This is a genomic window from Streptomyces coffeae (assembly GCF_016741875.1).
Taxonomy (GTDB): Bacteria; Actinomycetota; Actinomycetes; order Streptomycetales; family Streptomycetaceae; genus Streptomyces; species Streptomyces coffeae.
In genome coordinates this window covers 1-24,019 of record NZ_JAERRF010000005.1, presented here as the reverse complement: position 1 = coordinate 24,019, position 24,019 = coordinate 1, and the positions used below count along the sequence as shown (strand labels likewise).

Below are 24,019 nucleotides of genomic sequence, written 5' to 3'. Positions count from 1 at the left end.
CAACGGGGACGATCGGATGGAGGTACCGGTGCACGGACAGCGGAGGGTGACCGTCGGCCACGGCCGACCGCCGCGCCGCGCCGTCCAGCGGCCGCCCGTTCCGCCTGTTCCCCCTGTTCCTGCCGTTCCCTCCGTCGGTTTGTCCGGCTCCCCGCTGGTGCCGCTGCGCATAGAGCGGCGCGTCCGCCCCGTCCCCCACGCGGGGCACGGCGGGCGCGCGGCCCTCCCCTGCGCACATCACCACACCAGCATTGGGGTCCTCTCTCATGCACGCACACTCTCGCCGCGCCGTGCTCGGCGCGGGAATCGCCGCCGCGGGCAGCGGTCTGCTCAGCGCCTGTAGCCCCTCCGTCCCGCCCGACACCATGGGCACGGACATGGACGACAACGGCATGGACACCTCCGCCAAGGACGGCGATGCCATCGCCGCGCCCCAGCCGGAGTACGTCTCCCCCGACGGCCCCGAGGTCAGGGCCGCCGAGCGGGTACGGGGCCAGGGACCGGTCCGGCGGTTCCAGTTGCTCGCCACGGCCACCACACTCGACCTCGGCGCCCGTACGGTGAAGTCCTGGGCGTACGGCGACATGCTGCCGGGCCAGGAGATCCGGGTCACCGCGGGCGACACGCTCGCGCTCACCCTCGCCAACAACCTGCCGCAGCCCACCTCGCTGCACTGGCACGGCATCCGGCTGCGCAACGACATGGACGGCGTCCCGGGCCTCACCCAGGGGCCGGTCGGAACCGGCGCAACCTACGACTACCGCTTCACACTGCCGCACCCGGGCACCTACTGGATCCATCCGCACGCCGGCGTCCAGATGGACCGTGGGCTGTACGCGCCGCTGATCGTCGAGGATCCGAAGGAGCCGCTGTCGTACGACAAGGAATGGGTCATCGTGCTCGACGACTGGCTCGACGGGGTGGGTGGCAGTACGCCGGACTTGGTGCTCGAGGAGCTGAACGGCGGTACGGGCGCGGGGATGAACCACGGGATGGGCCACGGCGGGACGCGGCGCATCCCCGCGCCCGTCGGCTCGGCCGTGCCCCCCGCGCCCGCGAACGCCGCACTGGCCACGGCCACGGCGAAGGCGGCGGGGAAGGGGAAAGGCACGGCGAAGGGAGGGAAGGGCAAGGGGGCGAAGGGCAAGGGGAAGGTCCATCCCCCGTCCCGGAGGCTGACCGGGGCCAGGAGCGCACTGCTGGGCGGGTTGGCCGGCGATATCGCCTACCCCTACTACCTGACCAACGGCCGGACCCCGCAGTCCCCGCAGGTCTTCCGCGCCAAGACCGGTGACCGCATCCGCATCCGCATCATCAACGCCGGCGGTGACACGGCCTTCCGGGTCGCCCTGGGCGGCCACCAGATGACCGTCACCCACACCGACGGCTATCCGGTCGTGCCCGTCACGACCGACGCCCTGCTGGTGGGCATGGGCGAGCGCTATGACGTACTGGTCGAGGTCAAGGACGGGGTGTTCCCGTTCGCCGCCCTGGCCGAGGGCAAGGGGCGGTCCACGATGGCCGTGCTGCGCACCGGCGGCAAGGGGGCGCGGAACTTCCCCCGCCCCAAGGAGCTCGACGGACAGCTGCTCACGGCCGCCCGGCTGAAGGCGGCGGAACAGGTGCGGCTGAGCCCGCGCGAGCCGGACCGTACGATCCGGATGCGGTTCACGGGATCGCCGCGCCACTACGACTGGTCGATCAACGGCAAGCCCTACGACCCGGCGCAGCGCTATCCGGTCCGGGAGGGCGAGCGGGTCCGGATGACCTTCATCAACAACACCCCGATGTGGCATCCGTTCCATCTGCATGGCCACACCTTCGCGCTGCCGGACGGCGGGGCGCGCAAGGACACCGCGATCCTGCTGCCGCATACGAAGGTGAGCGTGGACTTCGACGCGGACAACCCGGGGCTGTGGATGATCCACTGCCACAACGTCTACCACTCGGAGTCGGGGATGATGACCGTCCTCGGCTATCAGCGCTAGGCCATCCCGGCCCGGGGCCCGATCCGGGCTCCGGGCCCCCGGTACCCGCCGGGCGCGGGGGCCCGGACGTGAGGGCCGGGGCAGCGTGCCCGAGCGACGTGAGAAGGAAGACAGTCCCGGCCATCGCGTCAGACAGACGATTACACTGGGCGCGTGCCTCAACTTCGCCTCGCTCTGAACCAGATCGACTCGACCGTCGGAGACCTCTCCGGCAACACCGAGTCGATAGTCCACTGGACCCGGCACTCCGCCGAGCAGGGCGCCCACCTGGTGGCGTTCCCCGAGATGGCGCTGACCGGCTACCCGGTCGAGGACCTCGCGCTGCGCTCCTCCTTCGTCGAAGCCTCGCGTGCCGCGCTGCACGCGCTCGCCGCCCGGCTGGACGACGAGGGCTTCGGCGAGCTGCCGGTGGTCGTCGGCTATCTCGACCGCGGCGAGCGGGCCGAGCGGTTCGGCCAGCCCGCCGGTGCCCCGCAGAACGCGGGGGCCGTACTGCACCGCGGCCGGGTCGCCCTCACCTTCGCCAAGCACCATCTGCCGAACTACGGCGTCTTCGACGAGTTCCGCTACTTCGTCCCCGGCGAGACGCTGCCCGTCGTCCGGGTCCACGGCATCGATGTTGCGCTCGCCATCTGCGAGGACCTGTGGCAGGACGGCGGCCGGGTGCCCGCCGCCCGTACGGCCGGGGCCGGGCTGCTGCTGTCGATCAACGCCTCGCCGTATGAGCGCGAGAAGGACGACACCCGCCTCGACCTGGTGCGCAAGCGGGCCCAGGAGGCGGGCTGCACCACCGCCTACCTCGCGATGATCGGCGGCCAGGACGAGCTGGTCTTCGACGGTGACTCGATCATCGTGGGCCGTGACGGCGAGGTGATCGCCCGCGCTCCGCAGTTCGCCGAGGGCTGTGTGCTGGTCGACCTCGATCTGCCCACCGCCGATCCGGACTCGGTCCCGGAGGGGGTCGTGGACGACGGACTGCGCATCGACCACCTCACCCTCTCCGCCGATCCGCTGCCGGCGTACGAGAGCGAGCCGGAGCTCGCGGGCGGCGAGGCCGAGCGGCTCGGCGACGACGAGGAGATCTACACCGCGCTGGTGGTGGGGCTGCGTGCGTATGTCGCGAAGAACGGTTTCCGCAGTGTGCTGATCGGGCTGTCCGGCGGTATCGATTCGGCTCTGGTCGCGGCCATCGCCTGTGACGCGGTCGGGGCGCAGAACGTGTACGGCGTGGCGATGCCGTCCCGCTACTCCTCCGAGCACTCGGTCGCCGACGCCACCGAGCTGGCGCGGCGCACGGGGCTGCACTTCCGCACGGTCCCCATCGCCCCGATGTTCGACGCCTATATGGGGTCGCTCCGGCTCAGCGGGCTGGCCGAGGAGAACCTCCAGTCGCGGCTGCGCGGCACGATGCTGATGGCCATCTCCAACCAGGAGGGCCACATCGTGCTCGCGCCGGGCAACAAGTCCGAGCTGGCGTGCGGCTATTCGACGCTCTACGGGGACTCGGTCGGGGCGTACGGGCCGATCAAGGACGTCTACAAGACGTCCATCTTCCACCTGGCGAAGTGGCGGAATCGCGCGGCGGAAGAGCGGGGCCAGACCCCGCCCATCCCCGAGAACTCGATCACCAAGCCGCCGAGCGCCGAGCTGCGGCCCGGCCAGGTCGACACGGATTCACTGCCGGACTACGACGTCCTGGACCAGATCCTGGAGCTGTATGTCGACCGGGACCGGGGCCGGGAGGAGATCGTCGCGGCGGGCTTCGACAACGAGCTGGTCACCCGGGTGCTGCGGCTGGTGGACACCGCGGAGTACAAGCGGCGTCAGTACCCGCCGGGCACGAAGATCTCCGCGAAGGGGTTCGGCAAGGACCGCCGTCTGCCGATCACCAACCGCTGGCGCGAACACGCCTGACACTCCGCCCGAGCCCCCGCGTACGCCGCCGCACCGCCCATGACCGGGCAGGGTGAGCGCCACCGGGCTCGGGCCCGGACGAGCGCGCTGGGACTGCCCGGGGTGATCCTCCCCGGACGCGGCACGTACGCCGACGGTGTACGGCGGGGCTGTCCGGTCCGCGCGCTCGGCCGATGGATCAGCCGACTTCCGACATCCGTGGCATCGACTCGCTCGACGCCACCACCCGCGAGGGCTCCTCCGGGGCGCGGTCGAGCAGACCGGCGGTGATCGCGATCGCCAGACCGACCAGTGCGAGGGCCGCACCGACCAGGGTGGGGGAGGTCCAGCCCCAGCCTGCCGCGATGGCCACACCACCCAGCCACGCCCCGCCCGCGTTGGCGAGGTTGAAGGCGGAGTGGTTGGAGGCGGAGGCCAGCGTGGGGGCCGACCGCGCCTTGTTCATGACCAGCATCTGGAGCGGGGTGGTGGTCATGAAGCCGACCGCGCCCAGCACCACCACCGTGGCCAGGGCCGCCCACTTCAGGTGCACGGTGACGTCGAACAGGACGAGCACCGCGGCGAGCGCCGCCAGCGAGCCGTACAGGGTGGGCCGCAGCGCGCGGTCGGTGAGCGGACCGGCGGCCAGGGCGCCCAGGGTCATACCGATGCCGAAGAGGGCGAGGACAACCGTGACGGAGGACTCGGCGAAGCCGGTGACCTCGGTCATCATCGAGGCGAGATAGCTGTAGACCGCGAAGACCCCGGCGAAGCCGAAGACGGCGGTGAGCAGGCCGAGCAGCACCTGACGGTCGCGGAGCGCGCCCAGCTCCTGGCGGAGCCCGCCGTGCTGGTCCAGAGGGACCTGGGGGACGAGCCGGGCGATGGCGGCCATGGCCACGACCCCGATCCCGGCGACGACCAGGAAGGTCGCGCGCCAGCCCAGGTGCTGGCCGAGCAGGGTGGCCACGGGAACGCCGACGATGTTGGCGATGGTCAGGCCCAGGAACATGGTGGCGACCGCGCGGGCCCGCCGTTCCTCGGCGACCAGCCGGGCGGCGACCACCGCGCCGACGCCGAAGAAGGCGCCGTGCGGCAGCCCCGCGAGCACCCGACCCGCGATGAGCGACCCGAAGGAGGGCGCGAGCGCGGAGGCGAGGTTCCCGACGGTGAAGAGCGCCATGAGCAGCACAAGCATCCGCTTGCGCGGTACGCGGGAGCCGAGGGCGGTGAGCAGCGGGGCGCCCACCACAACGCCGATGGCGTACGCGGAGACCAGATATCCGGCGGTGGGCACGGAAGTGCCCAGATCGTCCGCGACGTTGGGCAGCAGGCCCATCATCACGAACTCGGTGGTGCCGATGCCAAAAGCGCTCACAGCCAGCGCGAGCAGAGGCAGGGGCATGAGAGACCTTTCACAGCGAGGGAGAAACGGCGGAGAGACGTCTTACGGGCATGGATATGTTCTCCCGCTGAACAAAGTCTCTCACGCCGTTTGTTCCCCCGATGCGACACCGAGATGAACAGGTGCGGTCAACAGGTGAGGTCAGTGCGACGACCCCGGTGTCAGAAGTCGAGCGAGGCCGACACCGGCAGATGGTCGCTCCCGGTCTTCTTCATCGTCGACGCCCCGACCGGGTCAAGACCGCGCACCATGATCTGGTCGATCCGCGCCATCGGGAACGAGGCGGGCCAGCTGAAGCCGAAGCCGTCACCGGCGGCCCCCTGCGCGGAGCGCATCTGGGAGGTGACGGGGGCCAGCGCCCGGTCGTTCATCGTGCCGTTCAGATCGCCGAGCAGCACCACCCGGTCCAGCCGCTCGTTCTCGATGGCCTTGCCCAGCGCCGCGGCGCTGGCGTCGCGCTGCCCCGCGGTGAAGCCCGCGTTGAACCGCACCCGCACCGAGGGGAGATGGGCCACATACACACCGACGTCACCCTGGGGCGCGGCAACGGTGGTGCGCAGCGCCCGGGTCCAGCCCAGCTTGATGTCCACCGGCTCGGTGCCGGACAGCCGGTACTTGCTCCAGACGCCGACCGTGCCGCGCACCGCGTGGTACGGGTAGGTGTTCTTCAGCGCCCGTTGGTAGACCGGCACCGCGTCACCGGTGAGCTCCTCCAGTGCCACCACATCCGCGCCCGAGGTGCGCAGGGTGTCGGCGGTGCCCTGCGGATCGCGGTTGTCCGCGTTGACGTTGTGGGTGACGACGGACAGATCGCCGCCGTGGCCCGCCTTGTCGAAGAACATCAGCCCGCCGAAGAGGTCCAGCCAGACGGCGACCGGCAGCACCAGCGCGAGGACGGCGCTGGCCGACCGCCGGACCAGCCCCAGCACCAGCAGTACCGGGATGAGCAGACCGAGCCAGGGCAGGAAGGTCTCCAGCAGGCTGCCGAGGTTGCCGACGTCGTTGGGGATCTCCGCGTGGAAGATCATCACCAGCGCGAGCAGCACGGCGATCCCCGCGAGTACCAGCCCGCGCCGCCAGATCCCGCGGTCATTGCGGAGCCGGTCGAGCAGAAGGGCGACCCTGGAGCCGGAGTGCTGAGGGTCGCCCCCGGACTGGCCCGTCTCCTGTGTGTACGCCTGCGCCATTCGCTGTCCCTCACTGCCTCAACTGCGCGCCTAGGGCAAGACCATAGGCGATGACCAGGGCTTTCCCCGACGTGGTCATCGGGAGTTCCCGTGTCGAGGACGCGTGGAGAACGAGCGGGGGTTCCGAGTCCGGTTGTCAGAGGGCCTGTTGTGACACAACAGGCACACATATGCCGCGAAGGCCCCCGCGCGTGCCGTCACCCTCCCGGCCACCCGCGCGGGGACACTCCTCACTCCCGGTTACCCGCGCGGGGACACTCCTCACCCGCGGTTACCCGCGCGGGGACACTCCTTCCAGGACCGTGTCCACGATCCGCTCAGCCAGGCCCTCCGGCAGCTCCCGCCACTCGTGCAGGATGGCGCGCGTCAGCATCGGGCCGGTGAACAACTCACCCAGCAGCTCCAGATCCACGTCGCCGCGGATCTCACCGCGCTCGACACCGCGCCGCAGCACCTCGTACAGCGAAGCGCGCCGGGCCGCGATGACGTTCTCCTCGTAGGCCCGCCACAGCTCGCGGTTGGCGTGCATCTGGGTGACAACACTGCGCAGCAGGGCGGAGTTGCGCTTGGCCAGTCCGCGTCGCCGCATGAACTCGAGGACGGTGACGATGTCGTCGCGGACCGAGATCCCGGCCGGTTCCGGACCGGACTCCTCCAGGGACCGCAGCACCTCGAGCATCAGGGCGTCCTTGCCGGGCCAGCGGCGGTAGACGGTGGCCTTGCCGACGCCCGCCTCGCGCGCGATCCGCTCGATGGACAGCCCGTCGACCGTGGCGCCCTCCTCCAGCAGCCGCAGCGCGGCCTCGATGATCGCGGCGTCGGCGGCGGGGCTGCGCGGCCGCCCGCGGACCTTGGCGGCGGCACAGCCGAGATCGGTCCGATCGCCCATATCCGTCATATCGGCCACATCGCTCATCAGGTTGCCCCCGCCTCCGCCCGTTCCCGCGGCCGACCACCCCCGGGCACCTGGTCGCCGCTGTCCTTACCGGGCAGAAAGGCTAGTACGACCAGCGCGCCGAACAGGGCGACGGCGGCCGAGCCGAGCGCGGTGATGTGCATGGCGTGCACGAAGGAGTCCTGGGCCGGGCCGATCAGCGCCTGCCCCTTGGGGCCCAGCCGCTCGGCGAGGCCGAGGGTGGCCTCGACGGATTCGCCCGCGGAGTGCCGTACGGAGTCCGGCAGCCCGGGTACGGCGTCCAGCGTGTCCTGGACGCCCTCGCGGTAGGTGGTGGAGAGCACCGAGCCGAGCACGGCGACCCCGAGCGCACCGCCCACCTGCCGGAAGGTGTTGTTGAGCGCCGAGCCGGAACCGGCCTTCTCGCGGGGCAGCGTCTGCATGATCGAGGTGGTGACCGGCGGCATGATGTGCGCCATTCCGGCGCCCTGGGCGAAGAACAGCACCTCGAGGATCCACATCGGGCTGTCCACGTCCAGCAGCAGGAACCCGGTCATGGCGGCGGCCACCAGCAGCATGCCGCCGGTGCACACCGCGCGGGCGCCGAACCGCTCGACGACCAGCCGGGCGCGGGGCGCGAAGAGCAGCTGGGCGATGGCCAGCGGCAGGATCAGCAGCCCGGCCTCCAGGGCGCTGTGGCCGCGCACGCTCTGGATGTAGAAGACCATGAAGAAGGTGACGCCCATGAGGGCGAAGAAGACCAGGGCGATGGCGGCGATGGCGGCCGAGAAAGCGGGCTTGCGGAAGTAGCCGACGTCGATGGACGGATGGTCGATGCGCTTCTCGTGCAGCACAAACACGGTGAGCACGGCGAGGCCGCCGCCGATCGTGCCCAGCACCTGCGCATCGGTGAAGTCGGCGAGCTGGCCGCCCTTGATGATGCCGTAGACCAGCAGGACCAGGCCGATGACGGAGAGCACCACGCCCAGCGGGTCCAGCCGGCCGGGGCTGGGGTCCTTGGAATCGGGCACCAGCAGCACCATCGCGATGAGCCCGACGACGACGATGGGGACATTGACGAAGAAGACCGAGCCCCACCAGAAGTGCTCGAGCAGCAGTCCGCCGGTGATCGGCCCGATGGCGATGGCGAGGCCGACCGCGGCGACCCAGATGCCGATCGCCTTGGCCTGCTCCTCGCGCTCGAAGACGTTCACCAGGATGGCGAGGGTGGCGGGCATCACGAAGGCGGCACCCAGGCCCATCAGCGCGCGGAAGCCGATGAGCTCACCGGGCGAGCCGGAGAAGGCGGCGAGCACCGAGCCGATGCCGAACACCGCCATGCCGCCGAGCAGCACCTTCTTACGGCCCATCCGGTCGCCGAGGAGACCGGCGGTGAACAGCAGCCCGGCGAAGACCAGGGTGTAGGAGTTGATCGCCCACTCCAGCTCGGACTGGGTGGCGCCGAGGCCGGTGGGTTCGGGCGTGGCGATGGTCTTCATCGCCACGTTGAGTATGGAGTTGTCGAGGACGACGACCAGGACGCTGAACATCAGGACGACGAGGATCGCCCAGCGTCTGCGGTGGATCGCCTCGGGGACGCCGGGCCCGTCGGGGGCGCCCTGGGTGCGGGGAGAACGTGCCATGCGGCTCAGGCTAGGAGCATTGCGATACGGAACCGTCTCGTATTGAAAACTCTTTGCGATGCTTTGGCCAACGAAGGGGGTGCCAGAGGGGTACCGGAAGGGTTGCGGCAGGCCGGGGGAACGGCCGGGACAAGGGTGGCCAAGGCCACCGCCCGCACCTCCCGGACCCACTTTCCCCTCGCTCGGAGCCGTGCCAGCATGGGGGTGGTCCGGGGACGCCGTCAGGGCGCCTCGAGATGACGAACAGGAGCCGTCGCAATGACGCACGTCAGTCCTGCGCAGAAGCAGTCCGGCAGCGGTGGAAACGGTCCGGCAGCCGCCTCCAAGGCGCTGTACGGAGGGACCGGATCCCGCCGCATCACCGTCCGTGACATCTCCGCCGCCAAGGAGCGCGGCGAGAAGTGGCCCATGCTCACCGCCTACGACGCGATGACCGCCTCCGTCTTCGACCAGGCGGGCATCCCGGTCATGCTGGTCGGCGACTCGATGGGCAACTGCCACCTCGGCTACGAGTCCACCGTGCCCGTCACGATGGACGAGATGACCCTGCTCTCCGCCGCCGTCGTACGGGGCACCCGGCGCGCACTGATCGTCGGCGACCTGCCCTTCGGGTCGTACCAGGAGGGCCCCGTCCAAGCACTGCGCAACGCCACCCGGCTGATCAAGGACGCCGGGGTCGGCGCGGTGAAGCTGGAGGGCGGTGAGCGCTCCGCCCACCAGATCGAGCTGCTGGTCCAGGCGGGGATCCCGGTGATGGCCCATGTCGGCCTCACCCCGCAGTCCGTCAACGCCTTCGGCGGCTACCCCGTCCAGGGGCGCGGTGAGGAGGCCGCCCAGCAGCTGCTGCGGGACGCCAAGGCGGTGCAGGACGCGGGCGCCTTCGCGGTCGTCCTGGAGCTGGTCCCGGCCGAACTGGCCGCCGAGGTGACCCGCTCGCTGCACATCCCCACCGTCGGTATCGGCGCGGGCCCCGACTGCGACGCCCAGGTCCTGGTGTGGACCGATATGGCGGGGATGACCGAGGGCCGGGTGCCGCGCTTCGTCAAGCAGTACGCCCAGCTGCGCCAGAGCCTCGGCGACGCCGCACGGGCCTTCGCGGAGGACGTGGTCGGCGGGGCGTACCCGGCCGCGGAGCACTCCTTCCGCTAGGTCCACAGGGCCGCGACCGGCCCGGGTGAGCCACCGCGGTACACCGACAGCCCGCCGATCTTCCCCCGTCGGCGGGCTGTCTGCCGTCTGTCGGTGTTCTGTCGGTGGCCGCTGCGATGGTGGGGGCATGAAGCGACAGGAACACACGATCAGAGGCGGCAATGCCGTCGAAGTACGGGGGCTGGTCAAGCACTTCGGCGACACCAAGGCGGTCGACGGCGTCGACCTGGAGGTCCCGGAGGGCACTGTCCTCGGTGTACTCGGCCCGAACGGAGCCGGGAAGACCACCCTCGTCCGCTGTCTGTCCACCCTGCTGGTGCCGGACGCCGGGACCGCCATGGTGGCCGGCTACGACGTGGTGAAACAGCCCCGTCAGCTGCGCCGCACCATCGGGCTGACCGGGCAGTACGCGTCGGTGGACGAGAAGCTGTCCGGCTGGGAGAACCTCTACATGATCGGGCGGCTGCTCGATCTGTCCCGCAAGGACGCCCGCCGCCGCGCGGACGAGATGCTGGAGCGGTTCTCCCTGACCGAGGCCGCCAAGCGGGCCGCCCGCACCTACTCCGGCGGTATGCGCCGGAGGCTCGACCTGGCCGCGTCCATGATCGGCCACCCCGCGGTGCTCTATCTGGACGAGCCGACCACCGGTCTGGACCCCCGCACCCGCAACGAGGTGTGGGACGAGGTCAGGCGGATGGTCGCCGACGGCTCCACCGTGCTGCTCACCACCCAGTACATGGAGGAGGCCGAGCAGCTCGCGCACGACCTGACGGTCATCGACCGCGGCAAGGTCATCGCCGAGGGCCGGGTCAACGAGCTCAAGGCCAAGGTCGGCGGGCGCACCCTGCAGATCCGCCCGTCCGATCCCCAGGAGCTGCACCGCATGGTCGGCGCCATCGCGCAGGCCGGGCTCGACGGCGTGGGCAGCGCCACCGCGGACACCACGGAGGGGCTGGTCAACGTCCCCATCATCAGCGATGAGCAGCTCACCGCGGTGATCGGTCTGCTCGGTGAACGCGGCTTCACCATCGCCGGGATCGACACCCATCTGCCCAGCCTCGACGAGGTGTTCCTCGCCATCACCGGCCAGAAGACCTCCGTCCTCGAGGACGAGGCCACGACGATCGACGCTGTTGAGGAGGTCGCCGCATGAGCGCGGCAACGATGACCGCGCCCGCCAAGGCGCTCCCCGGCGAGGGCCGGATCGGCCTGCGGGCCAATCTGCGGCACATCGGCGCGCTGGTGCGCCGCAACGCCCTCCAGATCAAGCAGGACCCGGAGTCGATGTTCGACGCCGTGCTGATGCCCATCATCTTCTCGCTGCTGTTCGTGTACGTCTTCGGCGGCGCGGTGGCGGCGGGCAACCGGGGCGCCTACATCAACTACTTCATCCCCGGGATGATGGCGATGGGCGGTCTGAACATCGCGATGTCGGTCGGCACCGGTGTCAACGACGACTTCCAGAAGGGAGTCATGGACCGGTTCCGGACGATGCCGATAGCCCGCTCCTCGGTGCTGATCGCCAAGCTGATCGTGGAGACCGGCCGGATGCTGGTGTCCACCCTGATCCTGCTGGCCATGGGCTTCCTCATGGGCTTCGATCTCAAGACCGGGCCGCTGGAGCTGATCGCCGCGGTGGCGCTGGGGCTGCTCTTCGGCTCCTCGCTGACCTGGATCTTCATGCTGCTCGGACTGTCCATGAAGACCCCCCAGGCCGTTCAGGGCATAGGGATGCTGGTGATCATGCCGCTCCAGTTCGGCTCGTCCATCTTCGCGCCGACCAAAACCATGCCCGGCTGGCTCCAGTCCTTCACCGACTACAACCCGCTCTCCCAGCTCGCCGATGCCGCGCGGGCGCTGACCAGCGGCGATGGCGCGATCGCGCATCCGGTGACGGTCTGTCTGGCGTGGGCGGTGGGCATCACCGTGCTCACGGCTCCGCTCGCGGTGGCCAAGTTCCGCAACAAGACCAGCTGAGGGCAGTACGTCCCAGGGCCTCGACCGCCGATCATGTGTGCCGCACAGGGGGCAGCGCACCTGGCCGGCGGTCGAGGCACTGGGCCCGGTCGTCGCCCACGCGGTCCGGGCCGGGGCTCAGACCAGGGCGATGGCCTCCTCCAGCGTGAGGCCGGCGCCCTCGCCGTACGCCCGTTTGTACGCCGCGTCCCCGAGCGCGGTCCGCACCACGGTCTCGGTGCGCTCCCGACTCGCACGCTCGATGGTGGTGCGCCGGTACCCCTGGGGGCTGCGCAGCTCGTCGTACGCCCCCAGCAGCCGCGCCGCGGTGCCGACCCGCTCCGCGCCGCCGAGTTCACCCAGCGCCTCGGCCCCGGTCAGCAGTAGGGTCACCGGGATGAACGGCGCGATCAGCTCGGTCATCCGGTCCGTCGTCTTCGTCAGCGCGGTGCGCACCCTCTCCAGGGCGTCGCACGGCCGCCGCTCCGTCAGGTCCAGCCAGGCCAGCATCCCCTCCGCGATGCCCTGGAACAGTTGCAGCGCCCGCACCTCGAACTCCGTGTGCAGCGCGCCCAGCTGAGCGCGCGCCTCCGCGATCCGGCCCGTGCTGCCGTAGCGCAGGGCCAGATGCATCCGGGCGTACGACAGGGCCTCGGCGCCCGCCTGCGGGCCCCGGTCGACCACCTCACGGAGCATCCGCTCGCCCTCGGCGGCCTCCTCCTCTTCCCCGAACTCCACGAACACCCCGGCCAGCCGGGACCGGAGCAGCACCACCTGCTCATGGGCTCCGAGGTCCTGGGCACAGCGGATCGCCGCGCGGTAGTCCTCGGCGGCGGCCGCGCCCTCGCCCCGCTGCTCCCGCGCCTCGCCGCGGCCGGACAGCGCCTCGGCCGCGCCCCAGGCGTCACCGAGCCGGAGGAAGATCTCCAGGCTCTCGTCGGCGTCGCGGGTCGCGCCCTGGTACCAGCCGCTGCGCTCATTGAGCAGTTTGGAGCGCAGCTGGAGAATGAAGGCCAGCTCCCAGATGTAGCCCAACTCCCGGCAGGTGCGCACGGTTTCGTCGGCCATCCCCCGCAGCAGGCCGAAATCCCCCTTGATGATCACCGCGAAGAACCAGAAGACACCCGGGAGCCGGCAGGTCTGCGGCAGCCCCGCCCGGTAGGCGGCGGCGATGCCCTCCAGCTCGCGTTGGCCGGCCTCGTTCGCGATGGACTGGAGGTCGCCCTCGATGTTGGCCAGCGCGAACAGCCGCACGCCGCGGCGTGCTTCGTCCAGCAGCTCCGGCGTCATCGGCGGCGGGGCGTCGATACAGCTGATGTGCAGCGGCGGGGCGGGGGTCACCGGCGGGGCGAACGGGTTCGGGCCGAGCTCCGCGGCGGCCGTGGCCCAGTGGCGGGCGTCCGCGCGATGGCCGCGCAGATTCCAGAACCAGCCGAGGGAGAGCACCAGGCACAGCGCCTCCTGCTCGTCGCGGGCGGCGACGGCACGGCGCAGCGCGGTGCGCAGATTCTCGTGCTCGCTCTCCAGCCGGTCCAGCCAGTCGCGTTGGGCCGGACCGCGCAGCAACGGGTCGACGGTACGGGCCAGTTCCCGGTACGCCACGAGGTGGCGCCGCTCGACCGCGGCCCGCTCCCCCGCCTCGTCGAGCCGCTCCCCCGCGTACTCGGCGACGGTCTCCAGCAGCCGGTAGCGCATCTCCCCGGTCGCCCCGGGTGCGGCCACCACAAGAGATTTGTCGACAAGTGACCCGAGCAGAGCGGCCACGTCCCGGGAATCGACGGCGCCGGCATCGGCGTCCGCGGGGGCCCGGGATTCCGTATCCGCGCAGACCGCTTCGGCGGCCGGGAGGTCGCAGCCGCCCGCGAAGACCGACAGACGGCGCAGGACGGTGCGTTCACGGGTGTCGAGCAGGTCCCAGGACCAGTCGACGACGGCACGCAGCGTCTGCTGGCGGGGCAACACGGTTCTGCTGCCGCTCGTCAGCAGCCGGAACCGGTCGTCGAGGCGGTCGGCCAGCTGCCGGGGGTTGAGCAACCGCAGCCGGGCGGCGGCCAGTTCGATGGCCAGGGGCAGTCCGTCGAGACGTCGGCAGATCTCGGCGCAGGCGCCCGGGTCGTCCTCCGTACGGAAGCCCTGCCGCGCCGCCGCGCCCCGGTCCTGGAGCAGCCGCAGCGCGACCGGGTCCGGCAGCGGTTCGACGGGCCGGACCAGTTCTCCGGGCACGGCGAGCGGCTCGCGGCTGGTGGCCAGGACGGTTACGCCGGGGCAGCAGGCGAGCAGCGTATCGGCGAGCCGGGCCGCGGCCTCGACGAGGTGTTCGCAGTTGTCGAGCACGATCAGCATGCGACGGGGTTCACAGTGCTCCACGAGCCGGGTGAGCGGATCGTGGGTCCCGGGGTCGGCGGCGGCACGCAGCCCCTCCGCCGCGGTGCCGCGGATGACGGTCTCGCGCCCGCCGAGCGCGGTGAGCACCGTCTCCGGCACCGTCTCCGGGTCGTCGACGGGCGCCAGTTCGGCCAGCCAGACCCCATCCGGCCAGACGGGGCCGACCGCCTCGGCGGCCTCCTGCGACAGCCGTGTCTTCCCGGCCCCGCCGGGCCCGAGCAGGGTCACCAGCCGATGCCGGGCGAGGTCCCCGCGCAACCCCTCCAGATCGGCCTCCCGCCCGACGAAGCTGGTGAGCCGAGCCCGGAGGTTCCCGCCCCCGGGTGGACTCACCGGGTGAGGCGGGGCGCCCGGGGCCGCGTGGCTCGGACCCGGCTCCGGGACCGCCGGAGCCGCTGGAACCACAGGGGCCGCGGAATCGGCGGCCACGACCGGAGCAGGCGTGGCCGCCGCCTCGGGAGCGCCCAGCGAAGCCGTGGAGCCCGAGCCCGGCACGGCGGACGGCGGCGACGCCGACGGACCGGCGGCGGGCCCGGACGCGGCCGGGGCCGGTTCCGGGGTCAGCAAGGCCGCGTGGAGGGCGCGGAGTTCGGGGCCGGGGTCGGCGCCCAGGCGGGTGGCGATCTCGGCGCGGATCGTCTCGTACGCGGCGAGCGCCTCCGCCGGACGGCCCGTGTCGCGCAGGGCGCGGATGCGCAGGGCATGCAGGGGCTCGTCCAGCCGGTGCGCATCGCAGAGTTCGGTGAGCGCCGGAAGGGCCTGGGCGGCCCGGCCGAGGGCGAGGTCGGCGGCGAACCGGACGCGGCGCGCGTCCAGGCGGCGGGCCTCGGCGCGGGTGGCCGCCGCCGCGCCGCCCGGCAGATCCACGAGGGCGGGCCCGCGCCACAGCGCCAGGGCCGTACCGAGGAGGTCGGCGGCCCGCTCCGGGGCGCCGTCGGCGAGGGCGCGGGCGCCCTGCTCCGCGAGCCGCTCGAAACGGTGCAGATCGATGTCGTCGGGGTCGGCGCCCAGCCGGTAGCCGCCCGGCGCGGAATCCACGGCCTCCTTGCCCAGCGCGCGACGCAGCCGTCCGACGAGAGCCTGGAGCGCGCCGTGCTCGTCGGCGGGCGGGTCGGCGCCCCAGATGTCCGCGATGAGGGCCCCGGTGGTGCACAGCCGCCCGGGCCTCAGCGCAAGCGCGGTCAGCAGCGCGCGCAGCCGAGCGCCTCCGAGCTCGACGGGGGTGCCGTCGTCGCGGTGGGCCTGGGTGGTGCCGAGGATGGCATAACGCACGGGCCCATTCTGGTCGATGCCCCGCGCGGCCGGGCGTCGGCCTCAGACCCTCATGAACTGCGATGAGTTGAGAACCAGTGTCTGGTCTTCCACCGGAATCTCGATCTTCTCGCCGAAGGTGCCGGACACAGAGTGCTGATAGCTCCCGTTCTCGGGGCGGGTGAGCAGCGTCCAGCGGGCGGTGAGCACATTGACGACGAGATACGCCTCGATACCGCGCAGTGCGTAGTGATCAGGCTGCGTGCTGTAGTCCCGCTCGGCACTCTCCGGGGAGACGACCTCGACCACGAAGCGGAGCAGGTCTTCCGGGAACGTGCTGGCACCCGGCTTCAGCGTGTCGCTCGGGACAGCCGAGACATCCGGCTCCGGGCTGTAACCCTCCCGAGAAGGGAGCACTCCGAACTCGCCCACGGGCGTCCAACCCGGCAGGCGCTCCTCGATCTGGTTGGCGATGCGCCGCTGCGTGGTCAGATGCGCTTGGGTGACCGGTACCAACGTCAGTCCGTTCCTGGTCAGCCGCAGCCGCATGCTCCGGGGCAGCCGAATCCGCTCCTCCAGATCCACCGCCCCGTCCTCCGCGATCGTCACGGTTTCCTCCCTGGCCAGGTCGGTCTCAACCTAGCCGCTGGCCACCCCGCCCATGTGGCGCCGATCACCTCTGTTCCCCCTTGCCCGGAACTATGCGCACACTGGTCATCGTTCTATCGCCAGTGATCATCACCCCGTACGGAGAGCCCACCCGATGACCACCGCAGTCAGCCGCCGCGAACGGCGGATCAGCCCTGTCTTTCTCGGGCTGGTCGCGATCATGTGCGTATCCGCGTGGGCGGTGTGGACGGACTACTCCGCGAGCCCCGGTTTCGCCGTCTTCCTGTTCGTCGTCTCCGGCTGGATCGTCTCGCTGTGTCTGCACGAGTACGCGCATGCCCGCACCGCGCTGCACGGCGGTGATCTGTCCGTCGGGGCGAAGGGCTATCTGACCCTGAACCCGCTGAAGTACACCCATGTCGCGCTGAGCATCGTGCTGCCCGTCATCTTCGTGATCATGGGCGGGATCGGGCTGCCGGGCGGGGCGGTGTTCATCGAGCAGCACCGGATCCGGGGGCGCTGGAAGCACAGTCTGATATCGGCGGCCGGGCCGCTCACCAATGTGCTGTTCGCCGCCCTGCTGACCGCGCCGTTCTGGCTGGGCACGGTGGACCGGGTGCCGGAGGTCTTCCGTTACGCGCTGGCGTTCCTGGCGCTGCTCCAGGTCACCGCGGCGATCCTGAACTCACTGCCGGTGCCGGGTCTGGACGGCTACGGGGTGATCGAGCCCTGGCTGTCGTACCGGGTGCGGCGGCAGGTGGAGCCGTACGCGCCGTTCGGGCTGCTCGCGGTCTTCGGGGTGCTGTGGATCCCGGAGGTCAACGAGGGCTTCTTCCGCGCGGTGGACGCGATCATGGGGGCGCTGGGGGTGACCGAATGGGACACCTACTGGGGTCAGGAGTTCTTCCGGTTCTGGCAGGGCGAGCCCCAGTTCCCCGGAGTCAGCGTCTAAGCGGCCTCGCTGAAGTCCGGTGCGGTTCGACCCCACCTCGCGGCACGTCCCGCGGAGCGCTGAGCGGGAATCAGCGCCCGGCGCCGTACCTCATGCGCCTGAGCCGGTGACCTCACGCGCCGCGGTCCGGTCCATCCGTGCCTTGCGCACGTAATACCAGGTCATGTTGGACGAGACGCCCGCGAGCAGGATCCACACCACTCCCAGGAAGCTGCCCCGGGCGAAGGACACCACGGCCGCGGCGATGGCGAGGACGCAGACGACGAGGGCGTAGATCGCGAGGCGGGGCATGGGGTGAGGCTCCTGTCGGGGGGTGTGCTCGGCTTCCCGGACATTGTCCCCCATGCCCCGTCGCTTCAGATGCGGCAGCCCGTCGCGCACGGCGGAGGCCGCCCGCCCGCGACGCTCAGATGTCGGTGACGCGCAGCCCCGCATGGGCCTTGTAGCGGCGGTTGACCGAGATCAGGTTGGCCACCAGCGACTCGACCTGATGGGCGTTGCGGAGCCGTCCGGCGAAGACACCCCGCATCCCGGGGATCCGCGCGGCCAGGGCCTGGACCACATCGGTGTCCGCGCGGGACTCGCCCAGCACCATCACATCGGTGTCGATCCGCTCGATCGCCGGGTCCTGGAGCAGGACGGCCGACAGATGGTGGAACGCGGCGGTGACCCGGGAGTCCGGCAGCAGCGCGGCGGCCTGCTCGGCGGCGCTGCCCTCCTCCGGCTTCAGGGCGAACGCGCCCTTCTTGTCGAAGCCCAGCGGGTTGACGCAGTCGACGACCAGCTTGCCGCTGAGCTCCTCGCGCAGCGACTCCAGTGTCTTGGCATGGCCGTCCCACGGCACGGCGACGATCACGATGTCGCTGCGCCGGGCGCATTCGGCGTTGTCGGCACCCTCGATGCCCAGTCCGGCGCCGCCCAGCTCCTCGGCGGCGTTCCGCGCGCGCTCGGCGGCGCGCGAGCCGATGATCACCTTCTGGCCCGCCCTGGCCAGCCGGTAGGCGAGGCCGCGACCCTGGTCACCGGTGCCGCCGAGGACACCGACGACCAGGCCGGACACATCGGGGAGGTCCCAGGGGTCCTTGGCGGGGGCCTTCTTCGCGGGGGCGCTTGTCTCGGGAGTCGCACCATCAGAAGTAGTCATGACAGTGATACTGTCACGCCCTTCTCACGCCTTCACGCTCCCCTCGGTCAGCCCGGTGCGCCAGTACCGCTGGAGGACGCCCATCAGCACCATCAGCGGCAGAACGGACAGCAGCGCACCGCCCACCGTGTACTGGTACAGCTCCGGCTGCCGGTCGGCGTAGCCCTGCCAGGAGGTCAGGCCCAGCTGGATCGGATAGAGGTCGGAGTCCGAGAGCATCACCAGCGGCAGAAAGAAGTTGTTCCAGATGTGCACGAACTGGAAGAGGAAGACGGTGACCAGGGCCGGGGTCATCAGCCGCAGCCCCAGGGTGGAGAAGATCCGGGCCTCCCCCGCGCCGTCGATCCGGGCCGCCTCCAGCAGCGAGTCGGGGACGGCGGCCGCCGCGTAGATCCGGCACAGATAGACGCCGAAGGGGCTGACGACGCTCGGGATGAGCACCGCCGCATAGGTGTTGGCCAGGCCCATCTCGCTGAACAGCAGATACAGCGGAAGGGCCAGCGCGGTGCCGGGGATGAGCACTCCGGCGAGCACCACGTTGAAGATCCCCTCCCGGCCGGGGAAGCGGTACTTGGCCAGCGCGTAGCCCGCGGCGGCCGACAGCAGGGTGGCGGCGAGCGCGCCGACGCCCGCGTACATCAGGCTGTTGAGGAACCAGCGGACGTAGATGCCGTCGTCGTAGCTGAGCACCCGGTGGAGGTAGTCCAGCGGGTGGGGATCGTGGAACCAGAAGCCGAAGGTGCCGAAGAGGTCGCTGCTGGACTTGGTGGCCGAGACCGCCAGCCAGTAGACGGGGGTGAGGAAGTACAGGGCGGCGATGGTGAGCAGCGAGACGGTGATGATCCGGTGCCGCAGCGGTGGCCGCCGCCCTCCGCTCCGGCGGCCTCCGTTCCGGCGGCCCCGGCGGCGGCCCTTCCCGCGCGGGCCACGGTCCGCCCCGGGGGTGCCGTCGGCCGGGAGGTCCTCGGTGAGCTGGGTGGTCACCTGCTCTCGCCGTCCTTTCCGCGCTGTCCCACCAGCCGGAGGAAGCCGAAGGACAGCACACACGCCACCAGTGCGAGCAGCACCGCCTCCGCCGCCGCGATGTGCTGGTTGTTGCTGGTGAACGCCTCGTTGTAGGCGGCCAGATTGGGGGTGTAGCCGGAGTCGATGGAGTTGCTGAGCGGTTTGAGCACCTTGGGTTCGGCGAACAGCTGGAGGGTGCCGATCAGGCTGAAGACGGTGGTGAGCACCAGCGCGGGCCGGATCAGCGGCAGTTTGATGTGCCGGGCCACCTGCCAGGCACTGGCCCCGTCGATCCGCGCGGCCTCGTACAGCTCGCCCGGGACGGCCTTCAGCTGGGCGATCAGCACCAGCATGTTGTAGCCGGTGAACTGCCAGGTGACGATGTTGGCGATGGACCACAGCACAGTGGAGCGGCCCAGGAAGTCGACGTCCCAGCCGACCGAGTGGGCCATCTCCACCAGCGGGCTGATCCCCGGTACGTAGAGGAAGCCCCACAGGATCGACGCGATCACCCCGGGGACGCCGTACGGCAGGAAGAAGGCGGTCCGGAAGAAGCCGACCCAGCGCGCGGACGCCGCCTCCAGCAGCAGGGCGAGGGCGGTGGCGAAGGCGATCATCAGAGGGATCTGGACCGCGCCGAAGAGCAGCACCCTGCCGAATCCGGCGGTGAAGCGGTCGTCCTCCAGTGCGTGCGCGTAGTTGGAGAAGCCCGCCCACACCTCCGTGGTCTCGCCGCCGAGGCCGAGCGCGCCGGTGCGCTCGACCTTCAGCATGCTCTCGTACAGGGCGTAGCCGATGGGCGCGATGAAGCAGAGGAGGAACAGTGTGAGGAAGGGCAGCAGGAATCCGGCCGCCGCCCGCGCGCTGCGGATCTCCGTCCGGGTGGGCCGTTTCACCCGGCCTCCACCTTCAGGCCCTTTTCCTTCAGATCCCTGACCGTCTCGCCCTGCACCTTCCGCAGCACGGAACGGAAGCTGCCGCCGCTGCCGATGGCCGCGGTGAAGGCGTCGCCGAGCCGCTGGTAGAGGGTGTCGGTGGCCGGGCCCCAACGCCAGCTGGTGTCCACGCCCTTGCTCGCCTCGGCGAATACCTTGCTGTACTCCTGGCCGTCGAAGAAGTCCTGGTGGACGTCGAGGTCGGAGGTGGCGTAGCCCTTCTTGGCGGCGGGGGTGCCATAGCCGTTCTCGATCAGGAGCTTGATGGACTCGGGATCGGTGTTGAGCCAGATCGCGAACTCCAGCGCGTCCTTGGGGTACGTGCTCTTGGCGAAGACGGCGGTGGTGGAGCCGCCCCAGTTGGCGTAGGCGTGGTCGCCCCTCTTCCACTGCGGCATGGGCACCACCCGCCACCTGCCGGAGGTCTTGGGCGCGTTGCCGACGAGCAGCGCGTCGCCCCAGCTGGCGCCGAGCCAGGAGGCCATCGCCCCGGTCTGGACATCCTTGTACCAGGCGTTCTGCCGGTCCGGAATGGTCTTGATCAGCTTCCGCCGGACCAGGTCGTGCCAGTAGTCGGCGACCTTCCGGGTGGGCTCGTCGTCGATGGAGACGATCCAGGTGTCTCCCTCGGTGCCGAACCAGCGCGCCCCGGCCTGCCAGGCCAGCCCCGCGAAGCGATTGCCGTTGGTGGCCGAGAAGGTCTCGATCCAGGCGCCCTTCTTGCGGATCGCCTCGGCGGCACCGGCGTACTCGTCCCAGGTGGCGGGCGGTTCCACGGCCCACTTCTCGAAGAGGTCCTGGCGGATGAACAGGCCCATCGGGCCGGACGCCTGCGGAACGGCGTACACGGCCTTGCCGAAGACGGACTGCTGCCACTGCCAGCCGATGAACTCGCCCTTGCTCCGCGCGATCCCGTACTTCGTCAGGTCCAGCAGTCCGTTGTCGATGAGGAAGCTGGGCACGACCGGGTACTCGATCTGGCCGAGGTCCGGCGGATTGCCCGCCTTGATGGCGGCATGCATCTTGGCGTACTGGGCGCCGTCGACGGCCGAGACCTTCTCGACCTTGACCTGTACCTCGGGGTTCTCGCGGTTCCACAGGGCGACGGGCTTGTCGATGCCCGGCACCCAGGACCAGAAGGTGAGCGTGATCTTCTCACCCTTCTTACGGCCCTCGGGCTTGTCGCCGTCGTCGTCCGAACCGCAGCCCGCGAGGGCTAATCCGGCGGCCGTGGCGGCCGCGCCACCGAGGACGGCGCGGCGCGGCGTTCCGTACCGCTGTGTGTCTGATGTGCTCATACCAGCTCCTCCATCGGAATGCGCCGGAATGTGATGGTCGAGTAGGCGCTGAAGTCGCCGGTCTCGTAGAGCAGTCCGACCGTGCGATCGTCGAGCCGGACCAGATCCGAATAGGCGGCGGGCAGCCCGTCCACGGTGTGCGCCGGGCGCCAGGTGACACCGCCGTCCCGGCTGGCGCGCACCGTCATCAGCGCCCGGTACCCCGGGTCGGCCGGGCCGGAGTACAGCAGGACGTCCGGGGTGCCCAGGTGCAGCACACAGCCCTCGACGACGGGGGTGACCAGACCGGCCTGCGGCCGGAAGGGGGTGGCCAGGGTGGCGCCGCCGTCGAGCGAGCAGGCGTCGGCGCGGTTGCCGGGGGCGGTGGCGTCGGTGCGGGTGTTGAAGTAGATCCGGCCGTCGGGGAGTTCGGCGGCGGTCGTCTCGTTGACGTTGACGTAGCCGTCGGGGTTGTCGTCCACGTACCCGATCCGCCAGGTCTCGCCCTCGTCATCGCTGAGCAGCGCGTGTCCGCCGTTGTAGCGGCCTTCGGTGCCGTCGTCGCCGGGGACGGCCGGCGGCAGCGAGTGGTTGGCCGGGACCACGATCCGGCCCGCGTACGGGCCGTGGCGCAGCTGGAGGGCGTGGCCGGGGGTGGTGGCGTACCACCGCCACTCCGGCCGTTTGGTCTGCTGGGTGATCTCGCGGGGCGCGCTCCACGTGGCGCCGTCGTCGTCGCTGTGGGCGACCCACACCCGCCGTCCGTCGGCCGCGGACACCTCACCGCGCCGGATCAGGTCCTCGGTGGCGGAGGCGGAACTGTGCATCTGCACCAGCAGGACACGGCCGTCGTGGGCGCCGCCGGTGAGCACCACGGGGGCCGGATTGCCCGCCGTACCACCGCCGTTGCGCGCGACGACCTGTAACGCGCCCCAGGTGCGCCCGCCGTCGGCCGACCGCTTGACCACCAGGTCGATGTCCCCGTCATCGGCGGAGGAGCCCACCCGGCCCTCGGCGAAGGCGAGCAGGGTCCCCGCGCGGGTCAGCACCACCGCCGGAATCCGGTAGCTCGCGTATCCCCCGGTCCCCGCCCGGTAGGGGACGGAGACCTCGTACGGGCAGCCTGCCGCACCGCTTGCCATCAGCCCTCCCGATGCCCCGTCGCAATCGAGTGCCGAGCCAGAAAAATGGGACGTAGGACGTCCCTTGTGTGCGGCGACCATAGGGTTTGCCCAACAGAGCGTCAAGGGACGGCACATGAACAGTTGGAGACGGCGCGGCCGAGAGGGATCGGCCAGGGGGGATCGCGCGTCCTCCGAACGATGGACGGTGGGCCGTGATGATCTCCTTCGCGAGGCCGAGGAGCGGGCCGCGGCGCGGCCATAGCGTAAATCCGTTCCGAACCCCGCTGCTCGAAGGACCCTCACCATGGCCCCGGCCCCCAAGAACTTCGTCGAAGGCGCCCTCACGCTCGCCGGTGCAGCGATCCTGTGGCTGTTGGACGGGGACCTCGACATCCCGTTCGTCAACGAGGTCAAGACCGCGATGGTGGTGGCCTGCCTCGGTGTCGTCCAGCTGCTCTACGCCGGCTATCTGGGCCTGAACGGAAGCCGCCGCTCGAAGGGGTGACGCCCGCGCGAACCGCCTCCGCCGCACCCCGCGCCCCGGCATGATGCGGATGCCATGGACGCCGTACGGGTCGCGCTGCTGCGCGAAGTGCTCGCCGGGACCGAGTGGTTGCAGAGCACCCGCCGCTTCGCCGGGTCACTGCGGGCCTCGGTGGGGCCGCGGGAGGGCGGGCTGCTGCTGGTCGGCAGCGAGGAGTACGAACCCTGGCACCTGGCCGCCCACCTCGACGACGAGGCCGGCTGGTCCGGACTGCCCGAGCTGTCCCCCACCCTGGTCCGCCACCGGGTGCCGGACGGCCCGGTCCCCGCGCATCTGTCGGTCGGGCTGGGACGGCTGGAGGGCGCCGGGCGCGGTGAGACCCTGCTGGTCGTCGCGCCGGGCGAGCCCGGGGCCGGGCTGCTGGAGCGGGTGCACGACGCGCGCCGGGGCGGCGCGACCGTACTCGCCCTGGACGGCGGTGACAGCGAGTTGCACACCCTGGCCCATGACGCGCTGGGCGTACCGGAGGGCGCCGGGCTCGACCTCGACACCGTGCAGCACCTGGTGAGCGCGGCGGCCGGGGAGAACAGCCTCCCCGCAAGGCCCGGCCGCCGCCGGTTCCGCGACCGCCTGGCGCGGCTGGCCGAACAGCTGACGGCCCCGCCACCGCCCCGCTGGTGACGCCGCGGATTTATTGGGTTGCCCGGCGGGCGGGACCGAGCGGACGATGAACTCTC

Annotated in this window: 20 protein-coding genes; 8 read left to right on the top strand and 12 right to left on the bottom strand. The window is 71.0% G+C overall.

The window, feature by feature from the left end:
* Positions 1–266 precede the first annotated feature (266 nt).
* Positions 267–1,988 carry a multicopper oxidase family protein gene (locus JK363_RS09370; protein WP_201873806.1) on the top strand — a complete coding sequence of 574 codons (1,722 nt, stop codon included), beginning with the start codon at positions 267–269 and terminating at the stop codon, positions 1,986–1,988.
* A gap of 153 nt (positions 1,989–2,141) precedes the next feature.
* Entirely contained in the window at positions 2,142–3,902 is a 1,761-nt protein-coding gene (locus tag JK363_RS09365) for an NAD+ synthase (protein ID WP_201873804.1), read from the top strand.
* Between the two features lie 178 nt (positions 3,903–4,080).
* On the opposite strand, the gene JK363_RS09360 is transcribed toward JK363_RS09365, so the two are convergent.
* From JK363_RS09360 to JK363_RS09345, 4 genes are all read right to left on the bottom strand, one after another.
* Positions 4,081–5,286 (bottom strand): MFS transporter, encoded by a 1,206-nt coding sequence (locus JK363_RS09360; RefSeq protein WP_201873803.1) that lies wholly within the window; start codon positions 5,284–5,286, stop codon positions 4,081–4,083.
* Positions 5,287–5,447: 161 nt separating this feature from the next.
* The gene (locus JK363_RS09355) at positions 5,448–6,473 is read right to left on the bottom strand and encodes an endonuclease/exonuclease/phosphatase family protein (RefSeq protein ID WP_201873802.1); all 1,026 of its coding nucleotides are present in this window, start codon (positions 6,471–6,473) and stop codon (positions 5,448–5,450) included.
* Positions 6,474–6,744: 271 nt separating this feature from the next.
* Positions 6,745–7,389 (bottom strand): TetR/AcrR family transcriptional regulator, encoded by a 645-nt coding sequence (locus JK363_RS09350; RefSeq protein ID WP_201873800.1) that lies wholly within the window; start codon positions 7,387–7,389, stop codon positions 6,745–6,747.
* On the bottom strand, positions 7,389–9,011 hold the full coding sequence (locus tag JK363_RS09345) for an MFS transporter (RefSeq protein ID WP_201873799.1): 1,623 nt from the start codon (positions 9,009–9,011) through the stop codon (positions 7,389–7,391). The genes JK363_RS09350 and JK363_RS09345 overlap by 1 nt, the downstream gene beginning before the upstream one ends.
* Before the next feature lie 258 nt (positions 9,012–9,269).
* Here JK363_RS09345 and panB point away from each other — a divergent pair, with 258 nt between their 5' ends.
* The 3 genes from panB (at position 9,270) to JK363_RS09330 (ending at position 12,137) form a co-directional block, all read left to right on the top strand.
* Positions 9,270–10,160, top strand: coding sequence for a 3-methyl-2-oxobutanoate hydroxymethyltransferase (gene panB / locus JK363_RS09340; protein WP_201873795.1), 891 nt, complete (start codon positions 9,270–9,272; stop codon positions 10,158–10,160).
* Between the two features lie 127 nt (positions 10,161–10,287).
* Positions 10,288–11,313, top strand: a complete 1,026-nt coding sequence (locus tag JK363_RS09335) for an ATP-binding cassette domain-containing protein (RefSeq protein WP_201873793.1) — start codon at positions 10,288–10,290, stop codon at positions 11,311–11,313.
* Positions 11,310–12,137, top strand: coding sequence for an ABC transporter permease (locus tag JK363_RS09330; RefSeq protein ID WP_201873792.1), 828 nt, complete (start codon positions 11,310–11,312; stop codon positions 12,135–12,137). The genes JK363_RS09335 and JK363_RS09330 overlap by 4 nt, the downstream gene beginning before the upstream one ends.
* A 117-nt stretch (positions 12,138–12,254) precedes the next feature.
* Here the strand turns inward: JK363_RS09330 and JK363_RS09325 are convergent, their stop codons facing one another.
* Both JK363_RS09325 and JK363_RS09320 read right to left on the bottom strand, forming a co-directional pair.
* On the bottom strand, positions 12,255–15,773 hold the full coding sequence (locus JK363_RS09325; protein WP_307821660.1) for an AfsR/SARP family transcriptional regulator: 3,519 nt from the start codon (positions 15,771–15,773) through the stop codon (positions 12,255–12,257).
* A gap of 42 nt (positions 15,774–15,815) precedes the next feature.
* Positions 15,816–16,361: a Uma2 family endonuclease gene (locus tag JK363_RS09320; protein WP_201873790.1), complete on the bottom strand. Its 546-nt coding sequence runs from the start codon at positions 16,359–16,361 to the stop codon at positions 15,816–15,818.
* Between the two features lie 154 nt (positions 16,362–16,515).
* Here JK363_RS09320 and JK363_RS09315 point away from each other — a divergent pair, with 154 nt between their 5' ends.
* A complete protein-coding gene (locus JK363_RS09315; RefSeq protein ID WP_201873788.1) occupies positions 16,516–17,313 on the top strand; it encodes a site-2 protease family protein in 798 nt (265 codons plus the stop codon).
* A gap of 90 nt (positions 17,314–17,403) precedes the next feature.
* Here the strand turns inward: JK363_RS09315 and JK363_RS09310 are convergent, their stop codons facing one another.
* The 6 genes from JK363_RS09310 to JK363_RS09285 all read right to left on the bottom strand — a co-directional run bounded on the left by JK363_RS09310 (position 17,404) and on the right by JK363_RS09285 (position 22,816).
* On the bottom strand, positions 17,404–17,604 hold the full coding sequence (locus tag JK363_RS09310) for a hypothetical protein (protein WP_201873787.1): 201 nt from the start codon (positions 17,602–17,604) through the stop codon (positions 17,404–17,406).
* A 115-nt stretch (positions 17,605–17,719) separates the two neighbouring features.
* On the bottom strand, positions 17,720–18,457 hold the full coding sequence (gene npdG, locus JK363_RS09305; RefSeq protein ID WP_201873785.1) for an NADPH-dependent F420 reductase: 738 nt from the start codon (positions 18,455–18,457) through the stop codon (positions 17,720–17,722).
* A 24-nt stretch (positions 18,458–18,481) separates the two neighbouring features.
* Positions 18,482–19,312 carry a carbohydrate ABC transporter permease gene (locus JK363_RS09300; protein ID WP_201874417.1) on the bottom strand — a complete coding sequence of 277 codons (831 nt, stop codon included), beginning with the start codon at positions 19,310–19,312 and terminating at the stop codon, positions 18,482–18,484.
* A gap of 125 nt (positions 19,313–19,437) precedes the next feature.
* Positions 19,438–20,358, bottom strand: coding sequence for a carbohydrate ABC transporter permease (locus JK363_RS09295; protein WP_201873783.1), 921 nt, complete (start codon positions 20,356–20,358; stop codon positions 19,438–19,440).
* Entirely contained in the window at positions 20,355–21,695 is a 1,341-nt protein-coding gene (locus tag JK363_RS09290; RefSeq protein WP_201873781.1) for an ABC transporter substrate-binding protein, read from the bottom strand. The genes JK363_RS09295 and JK363_RS09290 overlap by 4 nt, the downstream gene beginning before the upstream one ends.
* Positions 21,692–22,816, bottom strand: a complete 1,125-nt coding sequence (locus tag JK363_RS09285) for a sialidase family protein (RefSeq protein ID WP_201873776.1) — start codon at positions 22,814–22,816, stop codon at positions 21,692–21,694. The genes JK363_RS09290 and JK363_RS09285 overlap by 4 nt, the downstream gene beginning before the upstream one ends.
* 286 nt (positions 22,817–23,102) lie before the next feature.
* Between JK363_RS09285 and JK363_RS09280 the strand changes: the two genes are divergently transcribed.
* Together JK363_RS09280 and JK363_RS09275 are read left to right on the top strand one after the other, a co-directional pair.
* Positions 23,103–23,303, top strand: coding sequence for a DUF5708 family protein (locus JK363_RS09280; protein ID WP_201873775.1), 201 nt, complete (start codon positions 23,103–23,105; stop codon positions 23,301–23,303).
* Positions 23,304–23,357: 54 nt separating this feature from the next.
* Positions 23,358–23,963 (top strand): hypothetical protein, encoded by a 606-nt coding sequence (locus tag JK363_RS09275; RefSeq protein ID WP_201873774.1) that lies wholly within the window; start codon positions 23,358–23,360, stop codon positions 23,961–23,963.
* Positions 23,964–24,019: the final 56 nt, after the last annotated feature.